Below are 20,163 nucleotides of genomic sequence, written 5' to 3'. Positions count from 1 at the left end.
GCATGTTTAAAGTAGATGAACCGCAAGCCAGTAATAGCTCGATCAATAAAGGCAGACGCGCAGGGTAACGCGCCAGATTCGATTGAGCTGCTGCGGGTGGGTATATGGCATACTCCGTGGCACGGCGACTTCGCAATTACAACCGACGATCTGCACGAGTTCGTGGCCAACTTTGGCAATGGTGTCGGCCTGGTCGACGCTGATGCGCGTGCCCCTATCAACTACGCCCACGAGTCGTGGGACAAGGCTGCGGCCTGGATCTCCCGACTCCGTGTAAGCGACGACGGCCAAGCGCTCCTGGGTGAAGGCATCGAGTGGACCCCGCGCGCTGCGGAAGCGCTCAAAGACGGTGAGTGGAAGTACATCTCACCCGAGTTCAATCCTCGCGGCTGTCCGTGGGAGGACCCCGAGGAAGAGTTCAGCTTCGTCAACAACGTGCTGACCGGGGCGGGCCTCACCAATATCCCACTGTTCAAGAAGCTCAAGCCGATCATGGCCTCGCGGGTGCCGCCTGGCGGTGTCACTGCTGACCAAGGAGGCGCGAGCAACAAACGTAATCAAGGAGACAACATGACACTAGAAGAACTACGTGCGAAAGAGGTGAAAGACCTTACAGCAGAAGAGAAACAGTTCCTCGCTGACCACAAGGACGAGCTGAATTCCGATGAGATCGCAGCACTCGGTCTTGGTGAGCAGGAGACTGAGGCACCCGAAACACAGGCGCCGACTCCGGCTGAGACTGAAGCGCCAACGAGCGTGAACGCGAGCGTCGATGCACGGATGCGGAAGCTTGAAGCCGATGCCAAAGCGGCACGTGACGAAGCGGCGCAGCTCCGACGTGAGGCTGACGAGCGCGATGCACGAGACTTCGTGACTCAACGCGTCGAGGCCGGCCAGATTAAGAGCGAGCAGTTCGATGCAACAGTGAAGCTCATCCTGGCATCAACGGGAGACGCACGCACACAAGCGAAAGCGCTGCTCGAAGGCTTGCCAACCAACGACAAGATCAACGCGTCAGAGCGTGGATCGGGCGCTTCGAAGGGTGCGGTGTCGGCAACGACTCAAGTATTCGAGAAAGCAGGAGACCTGGTGAAGGCGGACAGCAAGCTCGGCCACCGCGACGCGGTCCTGCAGGTGCTCAAGTCGGACCAGGAGCTTGCGAAGCAATTTAAAGAAGAGGGAGGTCAGTAATGACAGCATTTCGAGATGGAGGCTACGACACAGGTGTAGCGCTAACAGATCTTGCAGCCTACGTGGTTGTGAAGCGGAACAGTGACGACAAGGTAGTGCTGGCAACAGCAGGAACCGACGCCATCGTCGGCGTGGTGGAGAAACCTGGCAAGCAAGATGCTCTCGTGTCCTACGCACGCGTCAACGGCCAGGGCTCGTTCAAGGTCCGCACCGGGGCAGCGGTGGCGAAGGGCGATGAGCTGACTGCTGACGCTGCGGGCACGGCGGTTGTCGCAACGCCTGGCGATCGAGTGTTCGGTGTCGCGCGAGCTGACGCTGCCGAGCACGACGTTGTCGAATACGAAAAAGCTGACCGAGTGGCGGCGTAACGGAAAGGATTGATGGATAACTGAATATGGAACCTTATGTAGACCAACAGCTCACGACGATGAGCCAACTGTGGAAGAACGAGGATGACTCTCTGATCATCCCGAAGCTTCTGCCACGTGTATCAGTTAAGAAGGACTCGGGTGTGTTCCCGATCTGGGGGAAAGAAGCCCTCGTGATCCAGCAGGATCTTTCCCGTACTGGCCGCTCGCTCACTCGTGAGATCAACCTGACCCGTCACACCGACGTGTGGGGACCGCTCACTGAGAAGGCACTCAAGATCTGGGTCGACAAAGACCAGTACAGCCAGTACGACTCACCATTCGAGACGGAAAGCGCGGCGCTCTTGGTCCTCAAGGAGCAGACTGCCCTTGCTGAGGAGTACTCGGGGGCGAAGATCCTGACTGATCCGAATATCATCACGAACAACATCACGCTGACGTCGGGCTCGAAGTTCACTGTCTCCGGTGTTGACCCAATCGCGACGCTCATCGATGCGTTGAAGCAGTTCCGGAAGGCTGCCTTCAAACTGCCGAACACGATGGCGATCGGCTACGACGCTTGGTTGGCGCTGATCAACCACCCAGCAGTGATCGAGCGCTTCAAGTACGTCCAGGCGAGCATCATCGGCAAGGACGAGATCCTTCGCGTGCTTGCGCCGTACGGGATCCAGTCGATCGAGATCGCGAAAGCTCAAGGCTTCCTTGGTGATACTGAGAACCCTGATGTCGCTCCGACTGCAGTTGATCTGTGGGGCGACAACGTGCTCTTCACGTACATCACTCCGCGACCTGAGCTGATGTCTGTCAACGGCGGCTACACGCTCGTCAAGGATGGATACAACTACGTCGACAAGTGGGAAGAGCGAGATCCAAAAGGCCACTTCGTGCGTGACAACGACAAGTATGCCCAGACGATCTTCTCAACTGACGTGTACTACCTAATCGCGGACGTACTTTAAGGAGCCGACATGCCGAAGGTAACGCTGAAGAAGAACGTCAAGCTCGACGGCACGCGAACCTACGAAGCCGGTGAGGTGATCGAGGTATCAGACGCGGAAGCGAATGAAATCGTGAAGCTGAAGATCGGTGAGCGGGTGACTGCAAAGCTGGTAGAGCCGAAGGTTAAGGCCGACAAGAAGTAGGTTAGATCCTAACGATATAAGAGCGCTAACCATGTTGGCGCTCTTTCTGTTTCGTACCGATGTGATCTTTACTAATCCTGACCTTTGTGCGTCAATAGAAGTAGATGGCATATAACGTACAGCTGGAATCGTTTCAAGAATTCATGATCAAGGAGCGCTCGTCGCTTCGGGATGAAGTTGCCGCAGAGGCGCAAACGATCGAGCTGGTGACGGGACAGAATATCCAGGCCGGCGACACGATCTATATCGGCACGACAAAGCTCGAAGGCTGTGAGAGAGCCGTTGTAGCGACTGTGGACGATGAGACGACCGTGAACCTGGTCGAGCCGTTGATTCGTGCTCACGAGGGTCACAGTGCGGTGACAGCCGTACATGGCGACACGATCCGTGTCTTCCGGTCGACCTCGAAGGGGGGACCGTTCAGCCAGCTCGCCGAGCGCGCGATCGATCCTGACCAGATCTCGACCTGGTACCGCGATCCGGACGGCAGCGAGTCCTTTTGGTACCGCTACACGTACGTGAATCAGGCGGGCAGCTACGAGAGCGAGGCGTCGGTACCCGTCCAGGGCTCGAGCTACGGCAACTACGCCAGCCTGCGGGAGATCCGTGAGGAGGCAGGCTTCCTCAATGCCGTGAACCTGGGGGACACGCTGGTCGCGCAGTGTCGACTCAATGCGCAGAACGAGCTCAACGCAGCATTTCGAGGGGTGCTGAGCGTGGCGATCCCATTCGCTCCGGTCCCGCCGATCATCCACACCCTCACCGTCCAGCTCGCAGCGGCCCTGCTGCTTCAAGCGACCTACCCGGGCAGCTCTGCGCTCTGGAAGGACCGTCTCAGTGACGTGCGGGTGAAGATCAAAGCGATCCAGAACGGCGATAGCTCGATCACTGACGAGAACGGCAACGATGTCCGTGGTGCAGGCGTGAGCTTCCACCCTGGCTCAGATGATCCCCGCGCATTCCGGATCGGGATGAGGTTCTGATGACAGCCACCACCCTCAGCGTCGAGGTAGAGGGAGCGGACGAGGTTGCGCTCGCGCTGCGGAGGATTGGCGCGGACGTACATGACCTGAAGCCAGTCATGAGTGACGTGGGGGACTACCTCAAGGACTTCTTCGCGGGCGAGGTGTTCGCCTCGCGCGGAGGGGTGATCGGACACCCCTGGGCGCGCTTGTCGCCTGTCTACGCGGCACAGAAGGCACGTAAGTACGCAGGTCGGGGTGTGCTCGTAGCGACCGGCGAGATGCAACGATCGTTCATTTCGAACGCCGCTCCGATGCAGGTTGAGATCACCAACACGGCAAGACACTTCGTCTACCACCAGTCGGATGCAGCCCGTCGGATCTTGCCCTACCGGCCAATGATGGATGTTCGGTCCGGTGATACGCGCTACGACAGGATCGTCGAGATGCTGGTGGCGCATGTGGCCAAGGCCATCAAGGAGAACACGTGATGGCGAGCCCGTACGAGGCGAACACACAGCGCATCTTGCGGCTGTTGCGGCAGACCTTCGAGGGGGAGGGCGAGTTCAAGGAGTTCTATGACGGTGATCCTGATCAGATACCAGCTTTCAACTTGCCGTGCATCGTTGTCGATCAGACGAATGAAGATACCGAAGCAGCAGCTTTCGGTCAGGACGATACGACAGACAGACTCGTGATCAAGGTTATCTACAACAAGGCTGATGACTACGCATCAGGCATTAATCCAAACAATCTCACTAGTCGAAAGATCCGCCGCGTGATCGGTGAGCGCGACCCAGATAGCGGGCAGTATCTACCTAACACAATCAAACATGCATTGCGGCACACGGGGACCGAGGGTATCACGGCTATCGGTAGTGATCTTGCTATCGAGTACGGGCAGGTGCCGAGACTGAACGGCGATAAAGGTATTTGGACGCAGGAGGGCCATGTTCGCTTTAGTGTTCAGTACAGCACTGATGTAGTCGAGCTGCCCTAGTAAAGAATGATCGAACGTGATAAATATAGGTTATGAAGACGAAGACTCGCAAGCAAAACATAAAAGTTCCGGCGGCTGAAGTGGCGACAGTGATTCGCACGTATTTCGTGCCTGGGGTTGGCGCGATAGATGCTATTGATCTCGAGGATCTGGAACGGAAATTAAGAGAGAGGAAAGAAGGTTGATATGGCGACAGGTGAACAATACATCGGACGAAGGGAAGGTATCGGGCTAAGCATAGAGGCGACGCCAGGTACCGCGGCAACAGCACAGACGTGGCTGCGATGGCTAGACCAAGACCTTCAGAACAAGACGGAAGTGGTCGAGAACGAGAGCGCGATGGGCGTTGTCGACGCAGTTAACGACTCAGAGGTAACGGCGAAATGGGCGGAAGGAACTATCGGAGGAAAGGTGACCGACGAAGGTGTCGGCTTCCTGCTGAGTGGGTTCTTCGGCAAGCCGGTCACTGGAGCAATCGACAACGGCGTATATCCGCACGCGTTTGTGATGAATCAGTCGAGTATTGGAACGACGCTGACTGTATCTCGTAATGACCTTCTGGCGCCTCAACAACATTCGTACGCCGTTATCGACAGGTTGAGTTTCGAAGTAGAGGCCAGTGGATGGGTCCAGGTAGAGGCTGCGATCAAGGCTCGCCTCGGACAAGCGGCAGCGCTGACGCCTGCCTTCGTTGCCGAGACTGAGTTCACAAGCAAACATACGACAGTGAAGCTCTCGCCAAGCGTGGGTGACCTTGACTCTGCGAATCCGATCAAGGCCGCATCTGTGAAACTTGAGTTTGAACGGTCTTCAGAAGCGTTCAACCCACTCGGGACGGACGAAGAGCCCGAATTCGATCGGGGAGAGTTCACCGCTTCTGGTGAGCTGGTCATTCGATATACCGACACGCAGTACGAGGATGACTTCCTGAACAATGCGGTCAACGCGTTACGCGTTTCCCTGGCGAACGGCGATCGAAGCCTGACGTTCTCGTTTTCTAAAGTGCGCTATCGTGAGGTTGAGAGTTCCAAGAACAAGGACGGCATCGTCACACAGACGCTGAGTATTAAAGCTGAATATGATGTCGCGACAGCCAAGTCTGTAGAGGTGCTGCTTAAGAACGGTCGTGCGACCTACGAGGCCGCGTAAGTGGGGCGTCAACTCGCAGTCGTCGAACGGACCGATCTGTCGTTCTACAAGGGCTGGGAGGGCTGCTACGTCGAGTGGGTGCCTTCTAACTATCTTGAGACTATGCGGACCATCCGCACGGACTACTCCACTATGTCTGAAGAAGATGCCGAGCGCGCTGTCCTCGATCTGATTAAGGAACGTGTGGTTGGCGGTAAGGTCAAAGTGCTAGCAAAGGGCGGGAGTGTCGAGCTTGTGGGCCTAGAAAGCTCAGACCTCGAAGCTATGCCAACCTCGATGATTGATCGGATCTACGCCGATATGACGGGGGTGAAATATGATGCCGACCCTTTAGGCGAGACGACGCAGGACGAACCATCCTCGACGGATACCGACTTGACGTCGCCTCCACAACCTACGACTACTACCGAGACGCAATAGTTCGCGAGTTACCAGTGCCGTTGCGCATCGCGGAAGAGATCAAAGTGTTTCGTTACCGTGAGAAGTTCCGTATGAGCTATAACGAATTGCTTCATGAGCCGGCTGCAGAGATCCGGAAGGCTATGCTTGTATGGTCGCTCGACAGTGAACGTGATAAGTTAGAGAGCAGAAAGGCAAACATCTAAACCGCAGTGGCTAGCAATACCATCTCGATACTGATCAAGGCGCAAGACCAAGCGAGCAATACGGTCAAGAGGTCCGGCAGCAACGTCGAGGCCGCGTCAGCGAAGATGGCGGCAGCCGCCAAGATTGCAGCGCTCGCCACGACAGCAGCGGCAGTCAAGATCGGTGTCGACGCCGTGAAGGCGGCGGGCAACTACGAATCGAGCCTGTCACAGCTCAAGCAAGCGTCAGGGGCTACGGCCGACGAGATGGCCCAGATGTCGGCCAAGGCTCAAGAGCTGGGTCGGAGCAACGACTTCGCGGGTGTGACGTCAGCGGATGCCGCGAAGACGATGACCGAGCTATCCAAGGCCGGTCTGTCTGTGAAGGACACCCTGGATGCGTCGAAGGGGGCGATGGCCCTCGCAAAGGCGGGCAACATCGAGTTCGCCGACGCGGCCGTGATCGCGGCCAGCGCGCTCAATGCGTTCGGTCTCCAAGGTGACAAAGCAAACGAGGTCGCAGACACGCTCGCTGCCGGTGCCAACGCCTCGCAGGCCGAACTCTCCGACCTGGCGCTCGGGCTGCAGCAATCGGCCACGGTAGCAAAGCAATTCAAGCTCAGCCTGAACGAGAACGTCACCGCGCTCTCGCTCTTCGCGAACAACGGAATCAAGGGGAGTGACGCGGGTACGTCGCTCAAGACGATGCTCATCGCTCTCTCGAAGCCGTCAAAGGCGTCAGCCAATGCGATGAAGGAGATCGGCTTCAACGCGTACGACGCGCAGGGCAAGTTCGTCGGGCTCCGCGAGATGTCGATCCGACTTCAGCGGGGACTCGCCGGCCTGACTGACGAGCAGAAGCAGAACACTCTCGCCACGATCTTTGGAACTGATGCGTTTCGTGCGGCCGCGGTGCTCTCTGACAACGCGGGCAAGTCTTACGACGGCATGAGCAAGTCGGTCGGGAAGGTTGGAGCCGCGCAGGAAGCTGCACGAGCGCAGATGGGACCGTACGAACGGGCGATGGAGGGTCTGAACAACACACTGGAGGATCTCAGCGTGCAGGTCGGTACCAAGCTGCTCCCGTCCGTCACTGGCTTCGTCAACTTTCTCAGCGGCTCGGCGATTACGACCTTCAACATGTTCTCCGCAGCGCTGTCGGGTCAGGCTCCGGTCCTGACTGGCCTTGGCGTGGGGCTTCTGGCCTACGGCGCAGCAACGACCGGCGTCACCGCTGCGACCAAGGCCTGGACGATGGCGCAAGCCGCCCTCAACCTGGTGATGAAGGCGAACCCTGTCGGACTGTTGATCGCTGGGGTCACAGGGCTGGTAGCCGCTTTCGTCGCTGTCACTGGGCAGACCAACAACAGCACTTCGGCGACAAAGCGTTTGGACAGTGCACGCCGCGAGCTCGCGGCGGCGAACGATCAAGCCAAGCAGGCTGAAGACCGATTGCGCGAGGCCCAGGTGTCTGCTCAAGGCGCCGCTCTATCTGTGGAACGTGCGCAACGCACCTACAACGAGGCGGTGCGACAGTTCGGTCCTCGATCACTCGAAGCACGCGAGGCTGCGTACAGCTTGAAGCGAGCCCAAGAATCGCTCGGCGCAGCGAACAGGGAAACCAAGGCTGCCACAGATGGCAACACTTCTGCTCAGCAGAACCAGGCGAACAAGAAGGCGGCTGTGGTCTCCGCCGAATCGAGCAAACGTGCCGCGTTCTACAGCACCCGGGACGCAGTACTGGGTCAGACAGGCGCTGTGAAGCGTCTGGGGCTGTCGCTCGATCAGCTCAACGGGAAGAAGGTCAGCTACAGCGTCGCGGAGATCACGGAGGCCAACTACAAGAAGGAGCACCCGAACGCCCCGTTCGCGAAGAACGCGATCGGCACCAACTACTCAGCAGGTGGTACGACCCTGGTGGGTGAGCACGGCCCTGAGCTAGTGAACCTTCCGCGCGGTGCGCAGGTACACCCGAACTACAAGACACGACAGATGCAGCCGTCCGGCGGCGACACCATCATCAACCTCTACGGCAACGTCACGAACGAGACACCTCAGGCCGCAGAGGCTTTCTGGGGGAGGATCGACAAACAGCAACGCCTCGCCGCACGGGGGCTCGCATGATCGGGATGAAGTTCGGCGAGTACAACCTGCAGGACCCGCCTCGAATCTGGGTGAGCGAGACGGACATCTACTCATCGCCAGAGTCGCAGGTTCAGGCCGAGACGTTGGCGCGTGCTGACGGGGCAGTGGTCGTCGATCAGCGGCTGAAGCCGAAGCCCTACTCGATCCAAGGCGTGATCCGCCGTGAGTCGATCGCTGAGTTGGAGTTGGCCATCGATGAGTTGAAGCTCGCGATGGCGACGGTCAACCAGGCGATGGACCTGGACTACGCGAACGGCGTCAGGCGATTCCTGTCCTACCCCACTGCCCCGATAATCACACGGAAGGCCCGAAACACCAGTGCACTGTTCAACGTCCAGTTCATCTGCCCGGACGGTGTGGGGTGGAGTCTCGATCGATCGGTACTCCTCAACCCGACAACGATCGTGGACTCCGTGGTGACGCTACCGCTCGTGGTCGAGGGTACCTATAAGGCAGAGCCCGAGTTGACGCTAATAGTCAATGCGATCGGCAGTGGTGTGGCGAGGACCGTGACAATTTCCAACGAGGCAACTCAACGAGGACTTTCGGTTAAGCGAAACTGGCTGCCAGGCGATGTGCTGCAGACTGACTCGTTACACAAGACGGTGTTCGTTAACAGTGTGCCGACGGAATTCACCGGTCAGTTTCCAGAGTGGAAGCCGGGGGCGGGTGGCCTTACCTATCTGGATGACTTCACCAGCCGGTCGGTCACACTGGACGGCGCCTATACCCGTCGCTGGCTTTAGGTTAAAGTAAAAGGATTAACAGGAGACAACTGAATATGGCGAACGTACTGTACAGCAAAGCGAAGGAAGCGCTACTGACTGGAGCGATCAGCTGGACGAGCGACAATATAAAGGCGGTTCTGGTTGACACCGGCGCGTACACCCCATCGGTTACGACCAACCAGTTTCTAACTGATATCCCGTCAGCGGCAAGAATTGCAACGAGCGGTAGCTTGACAGGAAAGTCAGCTACCGACGGCGTGGCGGATGCCGCTGACATTACCTTCCCGTTAGCGACGGGCCCGTCAGTCGAGGCGATTGTCTTATACAAAGACACAGGATCTCCAAGTTCGTCCCGCCTGATCGCATATATCGACGCAGCGCAGGGCTTGCCGATAACGCCGAACGGCGGTGACATCGTCGTGCAGTGGTCGAACAGCGCTAACCGCATCATCGCGCTGTAGGAAGGCTGTAACCATATGCCTTTGACAAGCTGGCACTACGGAACGAAGGCCGTGAACTTCACTGGTGACGTGTTCTCAAACTCAGTGAGAGCCCTTGTTGAAGATGGCAAGTTTGCGACCGCCGCTTTCCCGGCTGATTCTACAGCTAGTTTCCGAGGGACTCTCAAATACAATAGGGGCTACGCGGCTGGAAATATCCTGCCTTCAGCGACTCTGAAGTCCACGTCGTATTCATATAGCGCGGACATCGCCACGCCTTACGCATTTGACCTCGACTTCATTCAAGATCTACAGATGGAGGCGACGATTAAGCCTCCTGGAGACTCCTATCTGTTGCGCGGATGCCGGATATCAGGTTTTGACTTTAGTGACGAGATCACGCCAGATACTACCTTAATCTCGCTTGAGATGAACATCATCTATAAGATCGTTGATGGTGTGTTTTCTATCGATACCTTCAGGGCAAGGGCTAACTATGTCCTGCCGCCGAACAGGCTCCTGGCAGACCCAGTCCGGTCGAGCAACATACTCGCTTCGCCTGATGTCGCTCCCGGCCCGACAACACTGTCAATGCCCTCGATACTGAGCCACGCCACCGTACCTGGCCCACGGGCACTAATGGCGTTGACAGACCCTGCCTCGATTGTCGGCACCGCTGTTGTTTCTGAGCCCGAGCTAGTGCAGCTTGATCCTCCACCGCTCCCGCCCGCTGACTGGTCGGCAGTCGGGAAGCTCGACGTCAAGACCTTCCTCTACAAGGTCTCGAAGCCGGATGGAACCTACGTCGGCGTATGGGCCACTGTCGCGGACGAGCTTGAGTTCACCGAGCGGATCAACTCACCTGGGACCACGACGACGGTGAAACTTGCTCGATCGGCCGACTCGACTGCCGAAGCACGAGCGGGCCTCGTGACGCAGGCAAGCGACCAGATCGTGACCGAGGATGGCCACCGGCTCATCGCGGTATACGAGACACCGAACACAGTTGGAGAAGACACTGACGTCGATCTCAACTACAACGTCGACGTATATGTCTGCTACGGCGAGTTCCACAAGATCGTCACTCAGCTATCCGAACCGATCACAACGGAATCCGAAGACAACTTGATCGTCGTGTCCGGTGCGCCGCTGGGGACACGAGTGTTCAGTGGGTTCGTCCTGGACTACGAAGCTGTATACGGAGACGAGCAGGCAGTGTGGGTCACGCTGTCGTCGCATGGGTTTGAGCTCTCAAACGAGGTGGTGCGCACGGGCGAGAACACCAACGTCACCTTCAATGGGCAGGATACGGGCGCGATCTTCCGTGGAGTGTTGAATTCCAACCCCGGCCGGATGTCCTACGAGCCGACCACCATTATCGACACTGGAGTCACCGATCAGGTTGTGGCGCAGCTAAATACCAAGCTCGAAGTGATGGAGTCGGCGTTTGATCTCGCTCCCGACGGCTGGTGGTGGCGTGGCGACGTGGCTGAGAACAACGTGTACCTCCAGCCGCTCAGTAGCGGCTATGACCACACGTTCATCGTTGGGTGGCACATCAAGGAGCTGCGGCTCAAGCGCTCGCTCGAAAACCTTGTCAATACCGTCTATTTCGTCGGCGGCCAGACGGATCCGAACAACGTGAACACGACGATGTACCGGAAGTACACTAACCCGGCTAGCTATGCGGCGTGGAGAAAAGGTCTGGAACGAATCACCGACCGGCGCTACCTCGTAGGTGCATCGATGGCGCGACGCGCTAACAAGGTCCTCAGTAGGCGACATGCGCCGATATTCTCAGCGACGGTAAAAGTCACTTCAGGCAGGTACGACCTCGAAAGTATTCGGGTGGGGCAGACCGTTGGATTTAAGAACAACGGGAATTATATCGACTCTGTGCCGCCGATGCAGATCGTTTCAAGACAATACACGCCCTCGATGGTGACGTTGGAACTCGGAGTAGTTCTCGACCGTGTCGCAGATACTATGACCAGTATGGAGAAACGTCTCTCTAATGAGACGTATCAAGGTATTCCAGGAATGCCTGGATGATGATAACTTAGTAAGTAAAGGAATATTCGAATATGGCAGATAAAAAGATCACCGACTTACCGCTACTCGCCAAGGCGAATACGGGGGACTATGTGCCAGTTGTGGACTCGACCACGAACACGACGAAGAAAGTCCCGGTGCAGCACGTGGTTCCAGACGCATCGGTAACGCCGGAAAAGCGCTCGGGTGGTTTCAAGCTTGTTGTAACCGAGCTGAGTGGGACTGGCATTAAGAACGTGTCAGGCGCGGGCTTCGCGCCAAAGGCTGTGATCGCAATGCCGCTTAAGTCTAGTAGCACCGTCGACGGCATGATGGGTCTAACTATGTACGATGGATCGACTGGTGTGAACCAGAGAATGGGTGCGAGAACGCAAGCTACTAGCGGTGCATACTCGCGAACCGAGTCCTCGACGGTTGGCGGATTGATCGTGGGCGGTTCATTCGTCTCAGGCGACGAATCGGCTACGTTCGTTGGCCGTATAACTGGTCTGTCTAGCAACGGCTGCACCGTCAACGTATCTGCCAACTCTAGTGGTGTAGGGACTACTGCGTTCCTGTTCTTGGGGTAGGTGATGGCTACGAGGCATGAGAAAGACGAACTCAAGCAAGTACAACTCGATGTAGTCGAGATAAAAACATCGCTCGAAGAAGCAATAAAGCCGACTCTAAAACGCATCGAGGACGCACTGGCTGCTCAGGACTACGTCTCTCGGGCTGAGTTCGAAGGATACAAGAAGGAGCAGCGGCGGAAGACAATCGTCAACACGACGACTGCGGGCGTGTTCGGCGCGATCATCACCGCGGTCACACTCTACTTCATTGATCAGGCATTGGATGGCGGGAGGTGAGCATGTATGAGCAAACCGCGAAGCCGAACTTAAACGTCAACATATCCGGGGACATCCGGTCGTACGGCTACAACGGTGCTACATGGCTGGGATGGTGCTTGCTGTACTCGCGACGCGCATTTGGCGGGGCCGGGCTTGGTACCAGTGCCTGGGACGAGTGGCAGCGCTTTGTTAAGCACAAGCACGCCGATCGCAATATTCCGAAGGGTGTGTACGTCCCGATCTGGTTCGATGGATGGTGGGACGGGAACAGGTCCGGACACGTCGCAGTCTATAAAGACGGCGCAATCTATTCGTCGCCGTACACGGACAAGGCGTCCTACGACAAGCTCGATTCGATCGAAGAGGTTGAGCGAATTTACGGCATGAAGTATGTGGGATGGTCCGAGGATATCGGCGGCAAGCGAGTCATTAAATGCAAAGAGGAGGTGATAATGCCGAAGGATCAAGACGTAAAAGACTACTTCAGGTCTTGGGAGAAGCGCGAGCCTACAGCGGCGGAGCTGAAGGACTACACAGGTAGGACCTGGCGATACCTGGTGGACAAGCTACTTGGTGCGCAGAAGAAGCGAGGCGTTGTCGCTCAAGATCAGGCAGCTCAGTTGCCGAAAGTTACAGCTCAGCTGAAGAAGGCAAACGCAGCGCTGGACGCAGCAGCGAAGAGCGGTGCCGCCGATAAGTCGATGATCGAGAAGCTCGTACGGGAGAACTCGGCGCTCATAAAGAAGCAGGAGCAACTGCAGGCTACGGCGGACGCGAAGCAATCGGAGTTGGATACTGCCACAGCGACCGGTAGCTCGCTGCTGGTTGCGCTCGGTAAACTAATAGGAAGGAAATAGGGATATGGATCAATCAGTTCGAAATAGTAGAATCAGGTTTGCAGTTTACGTGATCGCGGGTATTGCAAACCTCGTGTCGATCTACTTGGTTGCGGTGGGTGCGCTTGGCGCGGCAGAAGCTGCCCTAGTAAATGGTGTGAATGTGTTTATATGCGGCCTGGCGGGATTCAATGTTCCGACGCCGGACGACGATATATAGCGTCAAACAACGTCAGATCGAATATGAGCGCTCCCATCACGTGGAGCGCTCTTCTTGTATCTTCGCGCTTCTAACGCGTGTTGGCTGCGCTATAACGCGCTTGTGCTATACCCTCCTGTCATGGCGAAGAAGATCATCCAGGTAGTGGAGTACGTAGACGACCTCGACGGCTCGCCGTTGGAGGAGGGGCAGGTTCAGACCGTCCAGTTCGGATGGGGAGGCGCGAGCTACGAGATCGATCTCAGCAAGAAGAACGCAGACAAGCTGGAGGCGTTGATCAAGCCGTACGTCGGCAGTGCTCGCCGGACCAGTCGAGGACGTGGCGGCACGGTTGCGAGCAAGCGCCCCGGAACCGGCTCGGGCCGTTCGAAGGACGAGCTGCTCGCTATCCGAGAGTGGCTTCGGGCAAACGGGCACGAGGTCAGCGATCGTGGACGGATCCCGCAGACGCTGCTCGATGCGTATGACGATGCACACTAGATCTAGTGTCTTCTAACCACTTCCCCGGCACTAGACGGATTGCAAGCGTCGGGGAAGTGGTTTGGCTCGAAAACGCTATATGTGCCCTTCCCTACTGGCCCTGAGACACTAGATCGAGAGTGGTCAATATTCTCCACCCCTGTTGGACTGTTCGCCCATGCGAGAGTGGGGGAGTGGCTATACCTTCCACACAATGTCGATGAGGTTTGGATCGAACTTCCACTGCTTGTACGTCGGTACGGTGTAGCCGGAAGTTGCGCCCCGCGGGTGCACGTAGATCGTTCGAACCAGCTGGTCAAGCAGGTCTCGCTGCCACTCGACAGTTTCGCTGTCCCACTTGCCTCGCAAGTCCTTGCCGACATCGATGCCGCCGAGAAGCGTAGTGGCACGGGCTTCGTCGATCGTCGATTCAAGGCTCGCGATCTCGGACTTGGCTGCCGTCCGAAGCTCCTCGAACTCAGTGCGATCGAGGAGCTTCGTCACGTAGTAGTCGTTGTTGAGTTCGGTCAGCCGAGCTTCGAGCGTGCGTAGTTGCGCGGCGAGCGACCGAGTCGGGTTCGAGCCTTCTTGCCGCTCAAGCTCAGCAGCTAGCGCCGGCGAGTCGAGCCGATACATGACGGCTTCCGTGATCAGGTCCACGATTGGATCGGTCCGTCTACTGACCTTGCCGCAACCGCTAGGCATCCCGGTGTTCGTATCGTTGGTCGTGCAGGCTGCGACGGAGACCTTGCTCCCATCGCGCTGGATCTTGGTCTTGTGGTACATCCTGGACTTGCAATGCCCGCAATGCAGGTAGCCGGACAGTAGGTGTTTCCGGAAGGTTCCCGGGTGACTTGAACGAACTCGATGCTCGCGGATGGCGTGGTTGAGATCTTCCCACTCCGATGGGGTGAAGATCGCCGGTGTCTTAGCCTCGTGCTCGATGCCGTGATGGCGCACAATGCCAGCGTTGATCGGCCGGATGAGCACGTTGCGTACCTTCAGTGCGTTCCACTCCTTGCCGTGCTGGGTGGTGATGCCCTGCCTGTTGAGAGAGACTGCAACCGTCCGGAACGAATGCCCTGCTATCACCTGCTGAGCCATGTCTCGTAGGAGTGCCGCTTCATCTTCGCGGATCGCCACGCGTCGTGGCTCGAAGCCGAACGGGCGCTGGCCTCCGAGGAACTTTCCGTCTTTCGCGGCTTGAAGCTTCGCGGCCCTCTGTCTCTCGATCATGTGCTCAACTTCGTAGCGGGCTGCAGCCCCAATGATCCTTGCTTGGAAGCGACCGGCCGGTGTCGATAGATCGATCAGACCAGCCTTCACCGTGTAGGTCGGGATGCTTGAATGCTCAGACGCGGCGACGTAGTCCTCAAGCTCGACCTGGGACCGATGAAGCCGGTCCTGGTGCCAGGACACCACCCCGTCGATTTCTCCAGCCTTCATGAGTTCGAGAAGCCGCTGATAGCCAGGCCGGGGCTTGCCACTGTAGGCGCTGATGTCGTTGTCGCTGAACACGTAGCGAACCGTGAACCCGATCCGCTCCGCGAGCTCTCGGCAGTCTGCCTCCTGGCGGTCCACGCCGAGCCCTGCCCCGGTCTTGTCCGATGAGATCCGGCAGTAGACCGCTGCGGAGCGAAAAGCGTTGGGAGTAGATGTGTTTGGAGCGTCGTGCATAATTATTAACCTGCCCTCATTTTCTCACATCGAGGGGTGTGTGTAAATGTCCGACGAATGCGCGGAGATGGGACCACGCTCCCTCGAGGCGCTGCGGACGCCGCTGGAGGAGGGGCAGATCCGGCTGGCGCGCAGGGACGGTGTGGTGAAGTACCCGTCGCGGTTCCTCCTGGTGATGGCCGCGAACCCCTGTCCGTGTGCGCCCGCGCGCGACAGCGACTGCACCTGCACGGCCACGATCCGTCGCCGCTACCTGGGCCGCCTCTCGGGGCCGCTGCTGGACCGGGTCGATCTCTGGGTGCGCATGGAGCCGCCCGGAACCGGGGCCCTGCACGCGGACGGCGGGGCGGAGGAGTCGAGCGCGACGGTGCGCGCGCGGGTGCGGGCGGCGAGGGAGGCGGCGGCCGCGCGGTGGGGCGCAGAGGGGTGGCTGACGAACTCGGAGGTTCCCGGCGTCGTCCTGCGCCGCCGCTTCCGGCTCCCGGCCAAGGCCCTGCGCCCCGTGGAGGCGTACCTGCGTGCGGGAGAGATCACCGCGCGCGGCGCGGATCGCTGTCTGCGCGTCTCCTGGTCCCTCGCCGATCTCCTCGGGCTGGACGCGCCCGGCGAGGCCGAGGTGACGCAGGCCCTGCAGTTCCGGGACAAGGGGTGGAAATGACGGACGAGGCGAGACGGGCGTGGGCCTACCTCAGCAGGGTGGCGGAGCCGCCGTGCGGGCCGCTGGTGGCGCTGATCGACGCGGTGGGGCCCGTGGTCGCGGCGGACATGGTGCGCCGGCAGGAGTTCGCCGACGGCTTCGCGGAGGCGGCGGACGGCACCGTCGGGCGCGCGCAGACCGACCGTGCGGAGGCCGATCTCGCGCACATGGCACAGCTCGGCGGGAGGCTCGTGACTCCCGACGACGAGGAATGGCCGGAGCGGGCACTGCGGGCGCTCGCGGAGCGAACGCCCTCGGAGTCCACCGAACACGAGGACGAGGTGCGCGAACTCCGGCCGGTCGCCCTGTGGGTGATCGGGGGTGGGCGGCTCGACGAACTGCTCGACCGGTCCGTCGCGATGGTGGGGACGCGCGCACCGTCGAGCTACGGGGAGCGGGTCACCGATCAGTTCGCCGGCGACCTCGCGGCGGAGGGCTTCACGATCGTCTCCGGCGGCGCCTACGGGATCGACGGCGTCGCGCACCGTGCCGCGCTCGCCGCCGACGGCCCGACGATGGCCTTCCTCGCCGGCGGATTGGACCGCCCGTATCCCGCCGGGCACGCCGGGCTGTTCCGTCGGATCGCCGACGAGGGCCTGCTGGTGTCGGAGTACCCGCCCGGCGGCGTGCCCGCACGACACCGGTTCCTCAACCGCAACCGCATCGTCGGAACCGCGACCGGTGGCGTGGTCGTCGTGGAGGCGGGCTTCCGCTCGGGGACCAAGAACACCGCGACCTGGGCGCGTAGACGGGGAATCCCCGTCTGCGCGGTTCCCGGACCGGTCACCGCAGCCACGTCGGTCACCTGTCACCAGCTGATCCGCGACGGGGCCGTGCTGGTGACCCGGTCCGCGGAGGTGATCGAGGAGGTGGGGCGGATCGGCGAGCTGGCGCTCGAACTGCCCGTCCCCACCCGCCCGACGGACGGTCTCGACGGTCCGGCGCTGCGCGTGCACGGGGCACTGCCGGCGAAGTCGGCGCTCCCGGTCACGGAGATCGCGGTGCTCGCCGGGTTGCCCGCCCGGGCGGTGATGGGGCAGTTGGCCCTGCTCGAGTCGCAGGGGCTGGTCCGGCGTGACGGCGCGATGTGGCGGCTGGTGCGGCCGAGTGAGGCGTCCTGAGGGTGATCGCCCGTCGCGCGAGTCGAGGACGTCGACGCCGGCCCGGGCGTTATCGTCGAAACCATGACCGAGGCGCTGGCGGAGTACGAGACCCACCTGCGGCTCGAGCGCGGCCGCAGCGAGCACACCGTGCGCGCGTACCTCGCCGACCTGACCGCCCTGCTCGCGTTCGCGGACGATCGCGGAGTGACGGCGGACCGTCTGGACCTGGCGACCCTGCGGGCCTGGCTGGGGGAGCGGGCGGCCGCCGGTGCCGCCCGCACCACGCTGGCCCGGCAGGCGTCCTCGGCGCGGACCTACACCGCCTGGGCCGCCCGGCGCGGGCTGCTGCCGGAGGACCCGGGAACCCGGCTCAAGGCCCCGCGTGCGCACCGCACGCTGCCGACGGTGCTCACCTCCGACGATGCCGGGCAGGCCCTGCGCAACGCGGCGTCCGGTGCCGCGGAGGGCGACCCGATCGCGGTGCGGGACCTCGCCATCGCGGAGTTGTTGTACGCCACCGGGATCCGCGTGAGCGAGTTGTGCGGGCTCGACCTCGGTTCGGTCGACCATGGCCGGCGCGTGCTCACCGTGATCGGCAAGGGCGACAAGGAGCGGACCGTGCCCTTCGGGGCGCCCGCCGCGGCGGCGCTGCGTCGCTGGCTCGACGAGGCCCGGCCCGGCCTGGTGGGTGCGCGCTCGGGCAGCGCACTGTTCCTCGGGGCGCGCGGCGGACGGCTCGACCCGCGGCAGGCGCGCACCGTCGTGCACGAGATCACGGCATCGGTGCCGGGCGGGCGGGAGGTGGCGCCGCACGGCCTGCGGCACTCCGCCGCCACCCACCTGCTCGACGGTGGCGCGGACCTGCGCGTCGTGCAGGAGCTGCTGGGCCACTCGTCGCTGGCCACCACGCAGCTGTACACGCACGTGAGCGTGGCCCGGCTCCGGGCCGCGCACGAGCAGGCGCACCCGCGGGCGTAGGTCCTACTCGCGCCAGTTGCGCTCGAAGGGCAGGCGCCAGGCGTTCGGGGCGATGAGCTGGTGGATCGAGTTCGGCCCCCACGAGCCGGGCTCGTACTGCCGGACGGGCGGCGGGTCGTCGAGCAGCGGAATCGACCGCTCCCAGAGTGATTCGATGCCCTCGGCGGTGGTGAACAGGGTGTGGTCGCCGTTGATCGCGTCGAGGATGAGCCGCTCGTACGCCTCGAGCACGTCGTCGGCCTGCTCGGTCTCCTCGGTGGAGAACTGCATCGACAGCTTCGACAGGCGCATGCCCGGTCCGGGGCGCTTGCCGTAGAACGACAGCGACACCTTGGACTCGTCGGCGAGGTCGAAGGTCAGGTGGTCCGGACCCTGCTGGCCGATGCCCGATCCGGCCGGGAACATCGACTTCGGCGCCTCCTTGAAGGCGATCGAGATGATCCGCATGCCCTGCGCGAGCTTCTTGCCGGTGCGCAGGTAGAAGGGCACGCCGGCCCAGCGCCAGTTGTCGATCCGCGCCTTGAGCGCGATGAAGGTCTCGGTGTCCGATTCCGGGTCGACTCCGTCCTCCTGCCGGTACCCGGCGTACTGCCCGCGGATCACGTCCTCGGGGCGGATGGGCTCCAGCGAACGGAAGACCTTGTTCTTCTCCTCGGAGATCGCGCGCGGCTCGAGCGCCGTGGGCGGCTCCATCGCGACGAAGGCCATGACCTGGAACAGGTGCGTGACCACCATGTCCTTGTACGCGCCGGTGGGCTCGTAGAACGCGGCGCGCGCGTCGAGGCCCAGCGACTCGGGGATGTCGATCTGGATGTGATCGATGAAGTTGCGGTTCCAGATCGGCTCGAACAGGCCGTTGGCGAACCGGAACGCGAGGATGTTCTGCGCCGGCTCCTTGCCGAGGAAGTGGTCGATCCGGAAGATCTGCTTCTCCCGGAAGGTCTTGTGCACCTCGTCGTTGAGGGCCAGGGCGGACTCCAGGTCCTCGCCGAAGGGCTTCTCCATGACCACGCGCGAACGGTCCACGAGGCCTGCCTCGTTGAGGGTCGCGATCACCTTCGTGGCCGCCTTCGGCGGCACGCTGAGGTAGTAGAGGCGGCGCACCCGACCGGGATCGCCGTGCTCGTCGGCGTCGGCGAGGATCTTCTCCTCCTCCGCCACCTTCGCGGCCAGCGCCTCGGGCCCGGCGGAGGTGTTCACGTAGGACAGCTTGGGTGCGAACAACGCCCACTGCGCGTCGGTGAGCTTGCGGTTGCCGAGTTCGTCGATCGCCTTCTTCGCGAAGATGCGGAACTGCTCGTCCGTCATGTCGTCGAGGCTGGTGCCGATCACCCGCATGTCCGGCGCGAGCCCGGACACCGCGAGGTAGCCCAGGCCGCACAGCAGCTTTCGCCGCGACAGGTCGCCGGTGGCGCCGAACAGAACGACCAGGGTCGGGTCGTCCTGCGAGGTCTTGCGGGAGCGGCGCGTCGATCCGCTCGGGTAGGCGATGGTTTGCGCCTCCTTCAGTCGTTCTGCGTTCGCGTCACCCTCGCCCGTGTCCGACGGTGTGCTGTCGGGGGTTTGTTCGTCCGTCACCGGACCATCGTCGCACTCCCGCCC

The 20,163-nt window shown here is 60.7% G+C and carries 20 protein-coding genes and 1 pseudogene; 19 read left to right on the top strand and 2 right to left on the bottom strand.

Going from position 1 to position 20,163, the window contains the following annotated elements; genetic code table 11:
• The first annotated feature begins 15 nt into the window (after nt 1–15).
• From HF999_RS10850 to HF999_RS10775, 16 genes are all read left to right on the top strand, one after another.
• Nucleotides 16–1,191: a phage protease gene (locus HF999_RS10850; RefSeq protein WP_168545893.1), complete on the top strand. Its 1,176-nt coding sequence runs from the start codon at nt 16–18 to the stop codon at nt 1,189–1,191.
• Complete coding sequence (locus HF999_RS10845) at nt 1,191–1,559, top strand: hypothetical protein (protein WP_168545892.1); 369 nt, start codon at nt 1,191–1,193, stop codon at nt 1,557–1,559. The genes HF999_RS10850 and HF999_RS10845 overlap by 1 nt, the downstream gene beginning before the upstream one ends.
• 26 nt (nt 1,560–1,585) lie before the next feature.
• Nucleotides 1,586–2,518 carry a major capsid protein gene (locus tag HF999_RS10840; RefSeq protein ID WP_168545891.1) on the top strand — a complete coding sequence of 311 codons (933 nt, stop codon included), beginning with the start codon at nt 1,586–1,588 and terminating at the stop codon, nt 2,516–2,518.
• 9 nt (nt 2,519–2,527) lie between these two features.
• Nucleotides 2,528–2,701: a DUF7210 family protein gene (locus tag HF999_RS10835; protein WP_168545890.1), complete on the top strand. Its 174-nt coding sequence runs from the start codon at nt 2,528–2,530 to the stop codon at nt 2,699–2,701.
• A 143-nt stretch (nt 2,702–2,844) separates the two neighbouring features.
• Complete coding sequence (locus HF999_RS10830; protein WP_168545889.1) at nt 2,845–3,684, top strand: hypothetical protein; 840 nt, start codon at nt 2,845–2,847, stop codon at nt 3,682–3,684.
• Nucleotides 3,684–4,154 carry a phage virion morphogenesis family protein gene (locus tag HF999_RS10825; protein ID WP_168545888.1) on the top strand — a complete coding sequence of 157 codons (471 nt, stop codon included), beginning with the start codon at nt 3,684–3,686 and terminating at the stop codon, nt 4,152–4,154. The genes HF999_RS10830 and HF999_RS10825 overlap by 1 nt, the downstream gene beginning before the upstream one ends.
• Complete coding sequence (locus HF999_RS10820) at nt 4,154–4,663, top strand: hypothetical protein (RefSeq protein WP_168545887.1); 510 nt, start codon at nt 4,154–4,156, stop codon at nt 4,661–4,663. Before HF999_RS10825 ends, HF999_RS10820 begins: the two co-directional genes overlap by 1 nt.
• 186 nt (nt 4,664–4,849) lie before the next feature.
• The gene (locus HF999_RS10815; protein WP_168545886.1) at nt 4,850–5,812 is read left to right on the top strand and encodes a phage tail tube protein; all 963 of its coding nucleotides are present in this window, start codon (nt 4,850–4,852) and stop codon (nt 5,810–5,812) included.
• A complete protein-coding gene (locus tag HF999_RS10810) occupies nt 5,813–6,232 on the top strand; it encodes a hypothetical protein (RefSeq protein WP_168545885.1) in 420 nt (139 codons plus the stop codon).
• Between the two features lie 191 nt (nt 6,233–6,423).
• Nucleotides 6,424–8,520 (top strand): phage tail tape measure protein, encoded by a 2,097-nt coding sequence (locus HF999_RS10805; RefSeq protein WP_168545884.1) that lies wholly within the window; start codon nt 6,424–6,426, stop codon nt 8,518–8,520.
• Nucleotides 8,517–9,287 (top strand): phage tail family protein, encoded by a 771-nt coding sequence (locus tag HF999_RS10800; RefSeq protein ID WP_168545883.1) that lies wholly within the window; start codon nt 8,517–8,519, stop codon nt 9,285–9,287. The genes HF999_RS10805 and HF999_RS10800 overlap by 4 nt, the downstream gene beginning before the upstream one ends.
• 35 nt (nt 9,288–9,322) lie before the next feature.
• A complete protein-coding gene (locus HF999_RS10795; RefSeq protein ID WP_168545882.1) occupies nt 9,323–9,730 on the top strand; it encodes a hypothetical protein in 408 nt (135 codons plus the stop codon).
• A 15-nt stretch (nt 9,731–9,745) separates the two neighbouring features.
• A complete protein-coding gene (locus HF999_RS10790) occupies nt 9,746–11,761 on the top strand; it encodes a hypothetical protein (RefSeq protein ID WP_168545881.1) in 2,016 nt (671 codons plus the stop codon).
• 572 nt (nt 11,762–12,333) lie between these two features.
• Nucleotides 12,334–12,609 carry a hypothetical protein gene (locus tag HF999_RS10785; protein ID WP_168545880.1) on the top strand — a complete coding sequence of 92 codons (276 nt, stop codon included), beginning with the start codon at nt 12,334–12,336 and terminating at the stop codon, nt 12,607–12,609.
• On the top strand, nt 12,606–13,448 hold the full coding sequence (locus HF999_RS10780; RefSeq protein ID WP_168545879.1) for a hypothetical protein: 843 nt from the start codon (nt 12,606–12,608) through the stop codon (nt 13,446–13,448). The genes HF999_RS10785 and HF999_RS10780 overlap by 4 nt, the downstream gene beginning before the upstream one ends.
• A gap of 319 nt (nt 13,449–13,767) precedes the next feature.
• Complete coding sequence (locus tag HF999_RS10775; protein ID WP_168545878.1) at nt 13,768–14,127, top strand: histone-like nucleoid-structuring protein Lsr2; 360 nt, start codon at nt 13,768–13,770, stop codon at nt 14,125–14,127.
• Nucleotides 14,128–14,304: 177 nt separating this feature from the next.
• Here HF999_RS10775 and HF999_RS10770 read toward each other — a convergent pair whose 3' ends face one another.
• Nucleotides 14,305–15,783 (bottom strand): recombinase family protein, encoded by a 1,479-nt coding sequence (locus HF999_RS10770; protein WP_168545877.1) that lies wholly within the window; start codon nt 15,781–15,783, stop codon nt 14,305–14,307.
• A gap of 52 nt (nt 15,784–15,835) precedes the next feature.
• Here HF999_RS10770 and HF999_RS10765 point away from each other — a divergent pair.
• The 3 genes and pseudogenes from HF999_RS10765 to HF999_RS10755 all read left to right on the top strand — a co-directional run.
• Nucleotides 15,836–16,441, top strand: a pseudogene (locus tag HF999_RS10765) (ATP-binding protein); the annotation flags it as partial.
• On the top strand, nt 16,438–17,601 hold the full coding sequence (dprA, locus tag HF999_RS10760) for a DNA-processing protein DprA (RefSeq protein WP_168545876.1): 1,164 nt from the start codon (nt 16,438–16,440) through the stop codon (nt 17,599–17,601). The pseudogene HF999_RS10765 and the gene dprA, both read left to right, overlap by 4 nt.
• A 63-nt stretch (nt 17,602–17,664) precedes the next feature.
• Nucleotides 17,665–18,561 (top strand): tyrosine recombinase XerC, encoded by an 897-nt coding sequence (locus HF999_RS10755; protein WP_168545875.1) that lies wholly within the window; start codon nt 17,665–17,667, stop codon nt 18,559–18,561.
• 3 nt (nt 18,562–18,564) lie between these two features.
• Here HF999_RS10755 and zwf read toward each other — a convergent pair whose 3' ends face one another.
• Complete coding sequence (gene zwf, locus HF999_RS10750) at nt 18,565–20,070, bottom strand: glucose-6-phosphate dehydrogenase (RefSeq protein WP_168545956.1); 1,506 nt, start codon at nt 20,068–20,070, stop codon at nt 18,565–18,567.
• Between the last annotated feature and the right edge of the window lie 93 nt (nt 20,071–20,163).

The sequence above is a fragment of the Tsukamurella spumae genome, from assembly GCF_012396015.1.
Lineage (GTDB): Bacteria > Actinomycetota > Actinomycetes > Mycobacteriales > Mycobacteriaceae > Tsukamurella > Tsukamurella spumae.
Note: the sequence above shows the minus strand (reverse complement) of the source record. Positions and strands in the feature narration are given on the sequence as shown.